Source organism: Anoxynatronum sibiricum, assembly GCF_039414295.1.
Classification (GTDB): domain Bacteria; phylum Bacillota; class Clostridia; order Peptostreptococcales; family Tindalliaceae; genus Anoxynatronum; species Anoxynatronum sibiricum.
Genome location: NZ_JBCITM010000020.1, coordinates 12274 through 26983 on the forward strand (window position 1 = coordinate 12274; position 14710 = coordinate 26983).

The following is a 14710-nucleotide window of genomic DNA, read 5'->3' on the forward strand; positions in this document are numbered from 1 at the left end:
GTAGCATTCACCTCTCTCTCTTTATACGAGCTACAAGAAATTTTCAGTCAAATTTTGATTCATCATATTAAAATTCCAATCCATTTACTCAACAAATTGGTTCCGAGATCCATCTGGAAGCATCTTAAATCTTCTATCTGTTGGGCCAAGATGATCTCTCTCTGTATATGAAATCCATCCATCATATTCCGGATTGAACGCATACCAGACAGAGATATCTGTTAGTTTTGTTCGTCCAGATCCATCAGTCATAATTCTGTACAGCCTCCAGTTATCTTCAAACGAAATGTAGTAAATCCATCCGTCATAAAAAAAATTAACAAGACCCTCTTCGTTTATAACTATTGATTTAAGTATTCCAGCAGTTGTCATGCGGTACAAGTGAAAGTTTTCATCAGAATAGTATATCCAACCATTTTCAACATGATTTAAATTGCTCAAATCATCACTGATTCGGAACAGTTGGTCATTATGGAGACTATACGCATGTATAATTCCTGGTGAAAATTGATTGAAGCTCTGTTGGAAAAATATCGCATTGTCGTAATAATTCAAGCTGGAGACATGACCATTAGCTATTTTTCTTCTATTGGATCCATCTTTTTTTACTTTGTATAGCGCACTTCCATCATCTCCATTTACATAAAAAATATAGGTATCTGTTACAATAATTGTGCTATGATCCAAAACGTCATTGACCACGCTTTCACTTCGAAGGGGTCCGTTAACAACACCCCGCCTGATCAATCGATATCCCGACATCACATCTTGCTGATCAATATTCTCTGTCATGTAGGCCCAGTCGCTTGAAAAATAATCAACAGCTAGACGCGGGCTCTCCCCAACCACTTTTTCATTCACAACTACGCCTGAAGAAGTGGTGGTGTTCGCATCTATGTCATCACTGTTAGCAGATTTATTATTGAACATATCATGCCAATTGCCAAGCAAAGCACCGAAAATAATCACCAGAATGACAATAACGGCAAGGATTGCCTTGATTTGCTTATCTGATCTTTTTTTCTCGTAGTCAGATGAACGTGCAGAATCTATATTGTTTTGATTCGCCGGAGTCACTTTTCCATCCACAGGTTCATTTATCTCATTATTGCTCTTTTCTTCTGTCATTATTTTGTCATTATCGTTATCATCAACATTATATCCCGAGGAGAAAGATTCAACCTGATCATTACATTTACCGTTTGTTTCTGAACTGGAACTTAATATGTTTTCCTTGCCAATATCAAGGTCTACTTCAGTAAAAAGTACAGCAGATAGATCCACTTTGAAGTCGCTCTGAAATTCCTTCACATTTTGATACCTGTCAGTACTTCGAATCGCCAAAGCTTTCATCAAAGCTAATTCGAACGTTTCTGGCAGACTAATACCCATATCTGAAGGCTTCTTAAGGGAATCATCGAGTAGCCTTTCCATGGCTTCGAGAGGCACTTCGCCGGTAACAAGCCGATATAGCGTTCCTGCAGCTGCATAGATATCAGTCCAAGGCCCCTGAATCCCTTTAGTACGATACTGTTCCTCCGGAGCATAACCAGGGCGAAGCAACACTGAAAGACTCTTCTGCTGATCCAAGGAAGCGGTTCTGGCGGCACCAAAATCCAATAATTTTGCCCTGCCCTCTTTGGTGATGTAAATATTGTCCGGACTTATATCCCTGTGCAGGATACCCGCCTCATGGATCTCATGTAAGGCATCCAGCACCGGCATCATTAATCCTAAAGCTGTTTTCCATGGCAGCACATTCCCCTTCTGGGCAACATATTGCTGAAGTGTCATCCCTTCCACATAGTTCATCACCATGTAAGCGGTCTGGTTCTCTTTGAAATACTCCCGAACAGAGACAATCCCGGGGTGATCATCAAACTTAGCCAGCACCTTGGCTTCTTCCATGAACTTCTTTAGGCCATGCTCAAAATGATTCCGTGCATCACCGGTATACACAGAGACATGATTATAATCAGGGGTTCTACTAACCAGGTCTTGGGGAAAGTACTCTTTAATGGCCAGCTTGATCTCCAAGATCAGATCCCAGCCCAGATAGGTGATACCGAAGCCGCCATGGCCCAGGACTTTGCCGATGAGAAACTTGCCATTCAGGACAGTACCCGGTTTCAGATGCACCGGTTCTGTCACGGTGAGATCTTTCGAGTGGCCGCATTCAGGACACTCCTGATTCTCCCCCTTATTCCCCATACAGTTAAGACAGATGTGCCGGATCTCGTCCATGGATCATGCCTCCCGATCAGAATGGTTGTTTTGTAGAAAACAGATCATGCTATCACCTTGGTTTAATGCAGTGATTCAATATTTTTACCAATTACGAAAATCTATGCTACTTCACTATCCAGACTCCATGAGTTTCTGGAGAAGGAAATCCTTCCACCGGAGAGATGAATACCTTTATTTCTTGAGTAGAGACTGTTTTGTTGAACAGATACTGATAACACATGGAAACATTTAGGGATCTCTATCATCTGAAATGGCCGAGTAATAGACTGTTCCTGCTGGCAAAATTAACACAAAGGTAACTATGAATATAAAAACTATTATCATGCTAATTGTGGGATTAACGACAAAGCTAGCTAAAATTAGAAAATAAAACAACGCTGTAAGAAAGATTGTTAGCATCTCAATTTCATTGTCGCAAGTAGGAGAAAGACTTTTTCTCCAAGGATTTATTGCCATTCCCCAAGACCACAACAAATAAGGTGTTAGAAACATGAACGAGTAGGTATCAACATGACTCAAGCAATAGAAAAAAGCAAAAGCGCATGAGACAAGAATAAGCACATTCGTAAATAGTATTGATAAAAAACCAAATAGGTATTGGAGCGGCTTGATTTTTTTCTCTATAGAATATAATACAGCACTTTCAATAGGAATTCTTATACACATCAATATCGCCAATAATTGATGAGCGAGTCCCGCCCATAAGATGCCAAAAACTATTAAATGCCATTCCTTAAAGAAGAGCAACCATATCCCACCAATGATACCGCTGGCAATATTCATTGCAACAATTGGAACGCTAATTATTTCTGATATGATTTCTAAAAATCTACTTATCTTTTCCCTTCTTCGAACATCTATAAAAGCGTGATTGTAGACTTTGTTCGACATAGATTTCAATCCCTTCTCTATCTCGAAAATGAGCGTATTAAATTTTTTGTTCTCTTCATTCAACACTCTACCCGCAACTTCATGGCAATTATCGGTATAGTCCTATGAGCCAATCGCCATTTTAGCAACACTCACAGCTTCCTAAATTTTATTTCTTTTAACACGATCCGGACCCTCGACATATCTCATTCCACATATGGAAGCCGCATACCTTAACGCATTGGATGATTCTACTGCCAAAAGTTGATATTTGACCCCGTGATCCCTTGCATCATTTAAAAATGAAGCATCGATACTCATTTTGAAGCAAGTTTGAGGGGCAAGATCCCCGTTGGCTATTGTGGGCTGCCTTCCTGGTTCATTTTCACGTTTTAGGCGCAAATGGGCAGACGAATCTTTGTGGCTGGCATCGCTTATTTACAACGCCTAACACTTTTTGATTATCTCTCCTGACAATACCGAAGTGGCAATTGACCTGGCCGCCAGTTTCTAACATTAGGTTTTCTTTGCGAGTACTCTAGTCCAAACCCGCTTTTATGACGGCTTTTTTTATAGATGGCAAGTCGATCAACTTAATACCTTCTTTGTGCCAAGGAACTTCTCCAACAAAAAACATCGACTCCACATTAGCAGACATTTTTAGCCCTCCTTTTGATTTGAATGCGTTGACTCTTCACTCGTTTAGCTGCGACCAAAAAGTGCATCAAAGAAAACACGTCTGTCAGAGAACTTTGGTCAATTATGTATTCGTATATATCTTGAGATAAAATTCCTAGGTTCACACCTGCTTTGCTAACATCTAAGCCAACACCTATCAAAATGAATTCCCATCCTTGATCTCTCATTTTAAGGATCAAAGATTGAACATCACGTTGATCATATTGTATGCCTGCTTCTAAAGATCTGTCTGTTACGATCACTACAATCACCGTTTCTGGACTAAAAACACCTGGACATTTTTGAATCCACGAATGCGTTTGGTATATCTCAAACACAATACTATCCAAAAGTTGAAATTTTTGCTTATTTAAGTCAGCATCTCTTCGGAAAACCGATTCTTCCATTAAGAGTTCTTCTTTGAAACGGTCAATTAATCCCCTAAACATCACTGTAGTCACATTGGTTTTGGCCAAACACTGTTGTTTTTGGATAAATTTTTTTAAGCCAACCATCATGTCAATTTCAGTATTTCTTGATGCCTTCACATGATCAACAATGATCAGCAACTCGGCACTCATTATTCCCATACTAACCACGCTCCTGACCGTTCTGATATAATAATATCAGTGCACAGTCTTCATCTGGTCGCTTATTAAGGGACATTCTTAATATGGGAGGTAATTCTGATGGACAATGAAGCGCTATTAAATGAGTTGAAGGTCTTTATTTCCAAAAAACATTTCCCTAAAATGTGTTTAATGGAACCAGTGAGGGAGTATGCTCCCTTGTCAGAATCTGAACGTAAGCAACAGCTCGAAGATTTAGGTGTGACCCCCGACAAAAGCCTTTTGAAAGAATACGAACTTTACATGCAGTCCTATAAAAGACCCAGCTTCCGTGAAACGCTGTTTGACATGATCGATAAGAAAGGCATGAAAGATGCTGATATCTATAGGAGAGCTGGTATCGACCGCCGTCTATTTTCCAAAATAAGGAGCGATGAAACCTATCAGACGAGCAAACGCACTATTTTTTCATTAATCATTGCGATGAGATTGACGGAAAATGAGGCTGAAAACCTCTTAGAATCTGCCGGGTTCAGCTTTTCTATGAGTCATAATTTTGATTTGATCATTCTTTTTTTCGTGAGAAAAGCAATTTACGACATTGATTTGGTAAACTATGCTTTACTGGAACATCAACTCCAACCGTTGGGTTGCATTGAATAGTGTTTTTCGATATTTAACCTGCTCAAACCAAGAGATTACAGGAGAAAAGCTTATTTTGTAAGGATCCTTCAGTCAAAGAATTGAAAGATATCATAATTGTGGCGGCCGCCAATAATCTCTTATAACTCCATCCCCTCCAATATCTCTTTCAACTTCTTCAGTTCTGCCACAGACAAAGTAATCCCTTTCCCCATCTTCACATGACCCGGCGCCCAGTCTCTCAGGTCATATTTAGGTTCATTGTCATTCCAACTCACCAGCTTCAGTTCTTTCTTCCAGCCCTTGGGCGATTCTGCTAAAACGCCTAACTCTTTTACGATTTCATATTTGATTTCGGGCACTTTGATCACTCCTTATGTATTGAAATTATAATCATTTTGTTCATTACTGAAGTCTTCAGTAGAAATACCTTCACTAGGATTCACTCTAATAAAATGATTGGTCTTGCTTGGAGAATAACTACTCAAGTATTTGTCTGAATTTAGGCCACTGGTGCTCACCAATAGGATCAGGTGAGAATAGAGGTTGCATTACCTCCGTCCCCAATGTTCTGTAATGAAGCCGATGGCAATCTGTCCTTCTTTAAACGATTTGTTTTTTGAGTAATTCCAAAACTGGCCTTCGTAAAGCCGTTGATTCTTTTCTTTGAAAAGGCTGACAGGATCAAAATCACCTGAGTTGCTTTGATTGAAGCGAATTTTTGTATTTTTTAGATCCGCTTCTGAAAGATGAAGAATGTCATTTAACATAATCATGAGCACACACCCTTTACCATACTTCGCCACTTCGTTAGTTATCCTCACACTTTCTAGCAACTTTCAGATTTACTTTTGCGAGAAATTGTTTGGTATACAACCAAGAACAACTCTACAGATCTCCGTTACTATTATGCTGCTTAGGGGTTAGCATACGCACATCACTCGTCATTAAGACTGAGATCATTCTATGCTTGTCATATTCTCTGTCTTTTCTTTGTCTTATCGGCTTTTATAATGCTAGGACGTTCTCAATCGAAGTACCCAACTTTATCCTTCCTGTAGTATTTCTGCTTCAGTTTCTCTAAATCATCCTTCCATCTTTCTACAGCTTGATCGTTCCCGGCAGCAAGATAATGAATATGACTATTAATCGTCTCGCTAACCTCTTTTATTCCTAATTTGGGTATAGCATGGTTCATCAGACGATACCAGCGCTCTTCATCCGATAACCGAGTTCCCTTTTCCCAGATCTTATAACCTGTTTTATACAACCTGGTTTCTTCCTGCCTTGCGCGCTGCCCTGAGTAAGAAAAACCGCTCTGGTAATTATGGTCATCCACCCAGGTATTCAGCCATTCGTCCAAGGTAATTTCAAGGGTTATCCTGGCTTTTTCATCACGGTGAATATCCAGTATTTTGTATGAATAATCTATGCCATTGACTGCGCTATATTCAATCACATCTCCCACAGAAGATCGAAAAAGTTTCTTTCCCAAAGGCGATGACATTGTCACTTTGAGCAAATTGTCCTCCATCTCATGAAGAATGCCATCCCATTCTTCAACTAAAACGAACCTTTCTATTTCGAACAAGTTTCTGTTTTCTGAGTCGGCGAATTTTTTTAAGGTTACTATATCTCCAACATTGACTGATGCCTGGGTTTCATCAGCTTCTCCCAACAGGCAGTTAAGTTTATGGTAGAGTTCCAGGGCAACTTGAGGGAATGAAGGGAAATCAGTGTTCGCAGATCTCTCCTGTGATTTTTCCAATGTGATCGTTATTCCTTCTAGACTGATATCACCATGATTCTGTTGCGCTTCGTAAACTTTAGAATAAATAATATCTACCAAAGGGTTATCCTGATTGGACTCACCTTTGGTCAAGGGTTTAGAAAATGATTTATCCATACTAATCTGTCCGTACAAATGAATGTACTGTTTCAGTATCTGAATACTTGTCATGATTACCTGAGCTGGTACTTCATGTTTATCAGCGTCGCCAGCCAATAACTCATACATTAGGTCGTCCTCATATTGTTTGAAAAATCCTCTCACATAGCACTGCTTCAGCCAAAAGGTATAGGCAGAAAAAAAGTCAGCTTTGGCGCCAATTAGTTCATCATACGTTTCCTTGACGGCCTCCGTTATCGTACAACTATCCAATACTTCTTGTGTCGTGATTTTAAGGCTGAAAGATTGCATCATTAGCCACATAGATTTCATGTAACGTTCAAAAACGGATAAACCCTCAAATGTAGTCGTGTCATTTTCCAGGTTCTTGTTAAAATAATGTCGCGATAGTATTGCTTCGTAACAATGCATCAATTGTCCAACTTCATCTTTTGACATAACAAGAGTGTGTTCCATACGGCTCTCCTTTTCAAGTTTTTGATTTTATCATTGCACAGGTTTATTTTCCTTCAGGGGTTATCGCTCACGATTAACACTTTTGCTTCAAATTATCTTCTTTCGCCGATCAGGGTTAGTCAACGTTTTCTTGCGCACGTTCTTTCATCTTTCATTTATGCAACGCTCTAGCTTTGGCCAATGTGGCGTCTTTTTAATAATGCTCCTTGTACTCACATATCCAAAGATTGATGGTTTCCTTACTGCTCCCAACTTCTATTTAGTTGTTTTGCTCGCCTGTAAAGCTATGACGGTTATGGCAATAACAACAGTGAATGCAACCAGTGCGATCATCATAAATGACAGAAATGTTAAAGTGCTTTGCTTGGAACCATATTGTTTGCTAAGCTCATCAATCAACTGTGTATTGTTTGAAATAGGTTTATTAACGAAGAGTTTATTTGGGATGTTAACATATACTCATTTCGCCCTTCGGAGGTATTAAGCACAACTAAATGGAGAATACCTTTTTCCTGAAAAGTTCCTTTATTGAAGGGAACAGATACACTTTGTTTTTCAGAAGAAAGAAACACCCCGTTTGTTTCAAGCGCCTTTTCTCTCGCTTGCGTTGTATAATAGAATTGAAGAGAAATACGTTCATTTTCAAGTGGTGCGGGCATCTGTCCTATGTAAGAATGTGCCTGAGTCGAAACTAAAAACAACCATGTCATAATTGCCAATAGAGTCATTATTGATCTTTTCATTTTAAATCTGAAACCTCAGTCTCACTGCTATCTAGACCAAGGTCACTCCTCCTTTTTATAGAATAGTTATTGTTTGAGTTCCGGCATTCATTTATACTCGATCATTCACCATCATTTTAAACAATCATTTCTGATTAACAAACATTATGCGGTACCTTCACAATAGTGTTACAAACAATCGTCTTATTATCTCCGTTTCAATTTGCAGCTCTGTTAATGCTTACAGCTTTCAAAGAACTGCTATGTGTTGAGAACCCCCCCTCTCCATCTAAAATATATGTCTTACTATCCTCTTGGATCAATCCAACGTTTTTTGCATAATATCGTTCCACCGATTTTACATAATTTGGATTGCCAATGGGGGCTTCCATTTCAATGAAATTGATGCGTGAATGTTCTAAAGAAATATGCGCCACTTCTATTTCTTCCCCATCAACCTCAAGTATTTTTTCGCCAAGGTAGGTAAATATCATATAATCCAACCCAGAATGACCATGGGTGTCGTTGTAGTATTCAGAAACTGACAACCATTTATCCTCTTCTCCAGAGTGTTGAAACACCTTTTTTCCCTTTGGGGTTGCTTCCGAGTTAACTTCTCCACTGGCAGATTCTTCTCTGCGATACTTTTCCAGCACGCCCTCATTGTCAATCAGATAATGGTTATTTCGCACCGCACCATCCCAATAGTTAAGGCGGTTTGTGTACTCACCAAGACCCGACTTTTCCCAACTGGAAACAACCCTGTTGCCATCAGCGTCAATATAAGCCACTTCAATACCCTGCTCTGGTATAAAATGTTGTAGCGTTAGTTGATTTGTTTTTAGATCATTCCGTACCTGGCCATCGATATTCCCTTCAAGGGATAATTTGTGATGTTCATAGATGTCTTCAATTTCGACATTCAGCTTAGATAAGTTGTAGAAACCATCCCAGATGTTGTCCATTGCATCATTGAGCACTTCCACCTCTACGTCATCTTGATTAAAGCCGTAAATGAACTGTTGCGTACCCGCTTCAATCAACTGTAAAGCATCAAAGTACTTTTCTTCAATAGGTGTAAAAGCTTCATGAAATTCCATTTCTTCTGCTAGAATCATGAGCTCTGAGATCCAATTAGCTTGTGCCGTAACCTCAGTTAACCATTGGTCCATATTGTTATAGTTTGGATTTACTAATATACCCCTTAAGTTTACTGTTTCATGCCAAATATCCATGGTTCTCTGTGTCAGTGAAAAGTAGAAATCATCCACAGATGATTGTTTATTGACTTGTTCATTTTCAAGACTTGCTTGGTCACCTTCTTTTTGCTGGTTCATAAGAACAACGTGCACAACAATAGAACCCAGCAATAATGCAAGGGAGATTCCAAGCGCTACCGCTAGAAGAATTGTTTTCACTTCGCTTCTTATCCCTGGCTTTTCTTCCGTTGTGCCATTCAGAATTTCAGAGTTTTTCATCCGTTTAACCAGTAGCATTAAAGATACAATGAAACCCAGGAGCCCTGTTATTCCTGCAAAGTAAGTCAACGAAACTCACTCCTTTTAGAAAGTGATCCTTGCACGATGATGTCATGATCCCTCTTAGATATGTTCTGGCTTTAATTACAAAAGAAGTTCTCAAATTTTAACAAGAAGCAATCTTCTTCTATCAATCCTCACCCTCAAGCTCTTTCAATGTCTTGCCACTTTCAGTGGCCCACATGGTTAGGCCATTGGCACTGCTGTAGGTCACAAAACCTGCCGCTGCAGAAGGGCTTCCAAAAAGGGTGTCTTCCAGCAGCATGCCCTCACTGCTGACTCGTGCTGCATGCTGTTTTCTTAACCGGCCAATGGTCTCCGGGCAGCTCTTTGTTGGAGTGGTTGATACCGTGGATCCTTTAAACACCACAAAACCTTCATTGGTTCGGCGGCCAACGGCATTGGCTTTGGTGGTTGACAGGTAGAGCTTAGGTTCTTTGTCAATCGTTGGAGGGGCTATGGCTGGGGTTGGTGTGCTGCCCACCAAGGGCTCAAAGACTTTGTGACCAAAAGTGCCCATGATGATGTTGGCGTAGTCAACAAACTCCTCCATTTCACTTTCTTTTTCTTCTGTGATATTGCCAAGGGTAGGGTCGTTTCCGTTTTTGACCAGGTATCGCTTGGCCTCCGTGGCCAATTTGCAGAAACGATTCTCCAGGTAACTGATCTCCGTTGGCCCAAAGGAATTGTTGGAGGTGGTGAACACTACCGCCTCTGTCCAGTAATCTTTCTCTGGGTTGCGCTTATGCTCCTGCAAACGGTATAGGATGCCTTCCCCGTTTTTTCTGGCCCCTGCCTGGCCAATGTATGCCACATGATCACCCGTCTGGTCAGAGATGCCAAAGAGAAAATAGACACCGCTCTGCTTAAGGTCATGCCGTTCTTTACAATTGTCTATTTCAGTGCGGGGTATTTTGTAAGCCACCCCTGTCCAATTGGCCAGTGTGCATTTGATGCGGCCATTGGCGGTACCGTCCATTAGGTATAGATTGATGCTTTTTCCTCTTGTGGGCATTATCAATCCTCCTTAACTCGTCATCGAAGAGCCAACAACATGTGTTCCATCCAACATTTGTCATAGGCGTTACACACGATTCATTTTGAATTTAGGCCACTGGTTGTACCCAACTGCCGGATCGTTTGATCGGAACTCACGAATCAGTTCGACTTCCCTGCGGTTTACTTCTTGATCAGTGGCGGTGTCTGATTCCCAGATAATTTCTTTTCGTATGATGAAGTCTCTGCGTTCTTCTCTGCTGAAATCCTTTTCAATGAGTTGACTGTCAGCGCTGCCAAAGTAATTGATACTATCCGTAAGATCTTTACCGATATAAATTTTTCCATTGGGATATGTGATTTTATAAATGATCTTCATAAGGTTTCCCTTCTATAAATGATTCATGAAATGTCATTTTCAATGTGTAAAACTATGACTGTTAAAGGAGTTTTAAGTGAAAATGCTTCTATTTATGGCTTGGTCTCCCTTAGTCAGCATAACCCTCACAATAACACCGATTTCTATTATTATCTATTGTACTCTCTGAGAAACGCACCTGCTATTGAGGCTGCCACACATCCATACGTTTCAATGGTGCCTGGTAAGTTTTTTTCATTAATCTCCTTCACCGTTTTTTTCCATGTTGTTTCATCCCGAATTTGATCAAGAAAATGATAGCCCTCTTGGGTCAACGGACCGACTCCAAAGGAATAAATTTGATCATCTGCATAAAATGGTTTGTATTCCCTAATCAGTTTATTTTGATATAGTAGATCACAATGCTCTGCAACAGTTTCCATTTCATAATGATCAATCTTCAGATTGTTAATCCAACCAGTGCCGGGCTCAAACTTCTCTTCTACCCGTAGTAGTATTTTCCTAACTAACTCTATGTCCCGTTTCAAAGTATGGCCTCCCTATTTCTCTTCCTCCACCGGCTCTTCTATATCAATCCCTCTACCCAATACAAACCGCCGAAGCAAATCGTGTGCCTTAATAATAACTTCGAACGTCTTTAAATTTCTTCTTTCCAACTTTCCGAAATACGCATCTGCTTTCTCTTTATCCACGGTGTCGGTGAGGCTGTCGAAGCGACCATACTCGTTGAAGTTAGCCTCTGTTACATTGCCCGCCAATAAACTGCGCAGCTTGTTTTCATCCACACCCAAGTAGTTTGTGATACGTTTGATCTGGTCATTCTTTGCCTTGAATTGATATTTGGTGACATAATCCCTAAATGTCTTGCCGGGTTCCAGAACAGCGATACCCCTTTCCACGTCATGGAGGAAGATGTTGGCATACTTCTGTTCCTCCTGGGACAACATTGCGAAAGATTTATGCAGGTCATCCAAGGTCTTTCGCATTTCATCTGGGTCGATCTTGTCTTGCTCTAGAATCCGCAGGAATTTTTCAAAGCGGGTGTTCATGTAATCCGCGTCAATTTTGTCGGTGTCAATTTCCGTCAGGTAGCCGTCAATCTCGAAAGGCACATCGTCTTCTCCAGGACCACCACCGCTGAACAACTCTTTATAACGCAGTGCCAGAATTAAATAGTCATTTTCATCTAGTGCCATTTTCACAGTGGTTTTAGGCTTGCCGCTGCCGTGGCTGAATTCATAGATCAGTTTGTTCCAATAGAACCCTTGAATTTTTGATGCCTCCAGGTAGTCGTTGAATTCTTTGAATAGGGAAGAAAACTTGCCTCGCTCCGCCAGATCATCTGGCAACTTATCGAAGTCAGGAATGCCGGCATGGGCAAATAATAAAGAAATTTCGTCAAAAATGGCATTGAGTTTGTTCAGGTTCTGTTCCAGTTTCTCCACAAACAGGCCGATGGGCTTGTCTCCGGAATATAGCTTCACAGCTTGTTTTATGTTTTCTTCCATGGTATGGGGCGCACGGTAGTACCTGATGGTTCCAAAAGGCTTTTCCGGACCAAATAATCGATTAGTGCGGGAGAATGCCTGGATGATGTTTTCATACCGGATCTTTTTATCCATATAAAGTGTGTTCACCCACTTGGAATCAAACCCTGTCAGCATCTGGTCCACAACAATTAACAAATCCAGCTGCTTCTCTGGTGTTCTTTCCAAATATTGGTATGGCTTTTTATGGGCCAGTCTAGCCGCAATGTCTTTTTTTAGTTTAGGATAGTTTTTCAGGCTAAACTCCTGTTCATACCGGTCGTTGTAGTCTTCAATGATCTCCACCAGGCCATCTTCTTTAAAAGCAAAACCACTGTTGTTATCAATGGTTGGGTCAAACAAGCAGGTCACTTTTAGTGTTGGTATGGCGTCTTTTATTTTCCGGTAATAATCAATGGCATCATTGATACTGCTGGTGGCAAAAATGGCATGGAACTTACTGCCATGGCTTAAGGTGGTCCAGTTGGCAGTGATGTCTTCCACAACCTTGTCCATGTGGGCTTCTGTCTGGTATTGGGAGGCTGGCAAATAATCTTCAATGCCTTTTACATACCTTCCATCTTCTCCTATATAGCCCGCCATTTTCACCTGAGCAGAACTCATATACTTGTAATAAATATCTTTTTTGGCCGGGTCTTTCAGGACTTCTTCCAGGGTGGCGGCTTTGGCCCGCTCCAACGCCACTGCATGGCGTAGGTCTTTATCTTTATAGGTCAGCACTTTATAGGGGTCGAACCCCAGCACATTCTTATCACGAATACCGTCTGCGATACTGTACCTGTGAAGCTCATCACCGAAAATGGTGGAGGTGGTATTCATATTCCGCTGGTTTTCTTCATGGATGGGCGTACCTGTAAACCCAAAGAAAACCGCTGAAGTAAAGGTTTGTTTGATGGTGATCAACATATCACCAAAGGTGGAACGATGGGCCTCATCAACGATGATAACGATCCTTTTGGCGTTCATTTTTTCAATGTCGTCGGCGTTGATGCCCTCCTCCTCGTCTTTGATGTTGCTCATTTTCTGGATGGAGGTAACGATCAAAGTGTCTGCAGGGTCGTTGCTACGCAGTTTGGAAATGAGCACCGCTGTGTTTTCCGTGGCCTGCACATCCTCATTTTCTTCAGCAAAGCCGCGGTACTCTTTTAAGGATTGTGTGCCCAGCTCGATTCTGTCCATGAGGAAGATCACCTTATCGGCGTCCTTTGAGTTGGCAATCAACTGGGCTGACTTGAAGCTAGTCATGGTCTTGCCGGAGCCGGTGGTGTGCCACACATAGCCCCCCAACCGGTCGTGACCATTCCAGCTGACTTTGGAAACACGGTCCGAAATAGCGTTGGCAGCGTAATATTGGTAGCTACGCATAACTTTGAGCACCCCATCAGAACCATCGGCCACGGTGTAAAACCCGATGAGCTGATGGGCCATGGGGATGGAAAGCAACGACGACGCGATTTTATCCCATTCATTGATGGGTTCGTTGTTGAAATCGGCCCAATGAAAATAAAAGTCTTTGTTGAACTTGCCGTCCATGCCTGGGTTGGCAAAATAGACGGTTTCTTTCGGCTCCATGGCAACAAAAATCTGGATCAGGGAATAGATCCCGGTGAAGGCCCCTTCGGCTGAGTATTTTTCGATCTGGTGATAAGCCTGGCTGACGGATACCCCGCTACGCTTCAGTTCTATGTGGATCACCGGCATACCGTTGATGAGAAGCATCAAGTCTCCACGCCGGTCATTTAAGATGTTGGATTTGCTCTTGAATACGGGTTGCTGTGCAATTTGGTAACGGCTTTGCCCCGCTGCGATTTCACGGCGGTCATAAATTTTCAGGCTCACCTCTTTACCAAAGTGCAGGGTGTCTTCCGGATTATCCCGGATGATGGATACTGTTCGCCCATTGATAAACCCGTTTAACTTCAAGGGTGTTTTTAAATTTATAATCTCTTCCATGATCTGCTGCATCTCACCACTGGTCAAAGGATAATCGTTTAAGCGGTCGATGCCCCGGTTGTTGTCGAAAAGAATCTTTGCCCAGTTATTCAGCAAGACTTCTTCCGTTGGATTTCTCAAGACCGTTGATTCCCACCCTTTGTGAAAGAGTGTTTCGATCAGGACTTTTTCAAAATCAGGTTCTTTGTTGAAAATCATAGTGCG

Annotated in this window: 13 protein-coding genes; 1 reads left to right on the plus strand and 12 read right to left on the minus strand. The window is 41.3% G+C overall.

Annotated features, from left to right (window positions below; all coding sequences use genetic code 11):
• Positions 1 to 84 precede the first annotated feature (84 nt).
• The 3 genes from AAIG11_RS14720 to AAIG11_RS14730 all read right to left on the minus strand — a co-directional run bounded on the left by AAIG11_RS14720 (position 85) and on the right by AAIG11_RS14730 (position 4385).
• Positions 85 to 2244 carry a protein kinase domain-containing protein gene (locus tag AAIG11_RS14720; protein ID WP_343186991.1) on the minus strand — a complete coding sequence of 720 codons (2160 nt, stop codon included), beginning with the start codon at positions 2242 to 2244 and terminating at the stop codon, positions 85 to 87.
• A 231-nt stretch (positions 2245 to 2475) separates the two neighbouring features.
• Positions 2476 to 3138, minus strand: a complete 663-nt coding sequence (locus AAIG11_RS14725) for a hypothetical protein (RefSeq protein WP_343186992.1) — start codon at positions 3136 to 3138, stop codon at positions 2476 to 2478.
• Between the two features lie 626 nt (positions 3139 to 3764).
• On the minus strand, positions 3765 to 4385 hold the full coding sequence (locus AAIG11_RS14730) for a hypothetical protein (RefSeq protein ID WP_343186993.1): 621 nt from the start codon (positions 4383 to 4385) through the stop codon (positions 3765 to 3767).
• 99 nt (positions 4386 to 4484) lie between these two features.
• Between AAIG11_RS14730 and AAIG11_RS14735 the strand changes: the two genes are divergently transcribed.
• Complete coding sequence (locus tag AAIG11_RS14735; protein WP_343186994.1) at positions 4485 to 5027, plus strand: XRE family transcriptional regulator; 543 nt, start codon at positions 4485 to 4487, stop codon at positions 5025 to 5027.
• A gap of 119 nt (positions 5028 to 5146) precedes the next feature.
• Here AAIG11_RS14735 and AAIG11_RS14740 read toward each other — a convergent pair whose 3' ends face one another.
• The 9 genes from AAIG11_RS14740 to AAIG11_RS14780 all read right to left on the minus strand — a co-directional run bounded on the left by AAIG11_RS14740 (position 5147) and on the right by AAIG11_RS14780 (position 14704).
• Positions 5147 to 5368, minus strand: coding sequence for a YdbC family protein (locus AAIG11_RS14740; protein WP_343186995.1), 222 nt, complete (start codon positions 5366 to 5368; stop codon positions 5147 to 5149).
• A gap of 189 nt (positions 5369 to 5557) precedes the next feature.
• Complete coding sequence (locus AAIG11_RS14745; protein ID WP_343186996.1) at positions 5558 to 5782, minus strand: hypothetical protein; 225 nt, start codon at positions 5780 to 5782, stop codon at positions 5558 to 5560.
• 251 nt (positions 5783 to 6033) lie between these two features.
• On the minus strand, positions 6034 to 7371 hold the full coding sequence (locus AAIG11_RS14750; protein WP_343186997.1) for a GreA/GreB family elongation factor: 1338 nt from the start codon (positions 7369 to 7371) through the stop codon (positions 6034 to 6036).
• 395 nt (positions 7372 to 7766) lie between these two features.
• The gene (locus AAIG11_RS14755; protein WP_343186998.1) at positions 7767 to 8090 is read right to left on the minus strand and encodes a hypothetical protein; all 324 of its coding nucleotides are present in this window, start codon (positions 8088 to 8090) and stop codon (positions 7767 to 7769) included.
• A gap of 221 nt (positions 8091 to 8311) precedes the next feature.
• Positions 8312 to 9640, minus strand: coding sequence for a hypothetical protein (locus AAIG11_RS14760; protein WP_343186999.1), 1329 nt, complete (start codon positions 9638 to 9640; stop codon positions 8312 to 8314).
• A gap of 121 nt (positions 9641 to 9761) precedes the next feature.
• The gene (locus AAIG11_RS14765; protein ID WP_343187000.1) at positions 9762 to 10646 is read right to left on the minus strand and encodes a GIY-YIG nuclease family protein; all 885 of its coding nucleotides are present in this window, start codon (positions 10644 to 10646) and stop codon (positions 9762 to 9764) included.
• Between the two features lie 69 nt (positions 10647 to 10715).
• Positions 10716 to 11006 (minus strand): GIY-YIG nuclease family protein, encoded by a 291-nt coding sequence (locus AAIG11_RS14770; protein ID WP_343187001.1) that lies wholly within the window; start codon positions 11004 to 11006, stop codon positions 10716 to 10718.
• Positions 11007 to 11155: 149 nt separating this feature from the next.
• Positions 11156 to 11533 (minus strand): DUF2513 domain-containing protein, encoded by a 378-nt coding sequence (locus AAIG11_RS14775; protein ID WP_343187002.1) that lies wholly within the window; start codon positions 11531 to 11533, stop codon positions 11156 to 11158.
• A 12-nt stretch (positions 11534 to 11545) separates the two neighbouring features.
• Complete coding sequence (locus AAIG11_RS14780) at positions 11546 to 14704, minus strand: type I restriction endonuclease subunit R (RefSeq protein ID WP_343187003.1); 3159 nt, start codon at positions 14702 to 14704, stop codon at positions 11546 to 11548.
• Positions 14705 to 14710 lie beyond the last annotated feature (6 nt).

Excerpts from the sequence above, each read along its gene's own strand:
- AAIG11_RS14770 (WP_343187001.1), bottom strand. The coding sequence starts at position 11,006 with ATGAAGATCATTTATAAAATCACATATCCCAATGGAAAAATTTATATC.
- AAIG11_RS14720 (WP_343186991.1), bottom strand. The coding sequence starts at position 2,244 with ATGGACGAGATCCGGCACATCTGTCTTAACTGTATGGGGAATAAGGGG.
- AAIG11_RS14765 (WP_343187000.1), bottom strand. The coding sequence starts at position 10,646 with ATGCCCACAAGAGGAAAAAGCATCAATCTATACCTAATGGACGGTACC.
- AAIG11_RS14780 (WP_343187003.1), bottom strand. The coding sequence starts at position 14,704 with ATGATTTTCAACAAAGAACCTGATTTTGAAAAAGTCCTGATCGAAACA.
- AAIG11_RS14745 (WP_343186996.1), bottom strand. The coding sequence starts at position 5,782 with ATGATTATGTTAAATGACATTCTTCATCTTTCAGAAGCGGATCTAAAA.
- AAIG11_RS14735 (WP_343186994.1), top strand. The coding sequence starts at position 4,485 with ATGGACAATGAAGCGCTATTAAATGAGTTGAAGGTCTTTATTTCCAAA.
- AAIG11_RS14750 (WP_343186997.1), bottom strand. The coding sequence starts at position 7,371 with ATGGAACACACTCTTGTTATGTCAAAAGATGAAGTTGGACAATTGATG.
- AAIG11_RS14725 (WP_343186992.1), bottom strand. The coding sequence starts at position 3,138 with ATGTCGAACAAAGTCTACAATCACGCTTTTATAGATGTTCGAAGAAGG.
- AAIG11_RS14730 (WP_343186993.1), bottom strand. The coding sequence starts at position 4,385 with ATGGGAATAATGAGTGCCGAGTTGCTGATCATTGTTGATCATGTGAAG.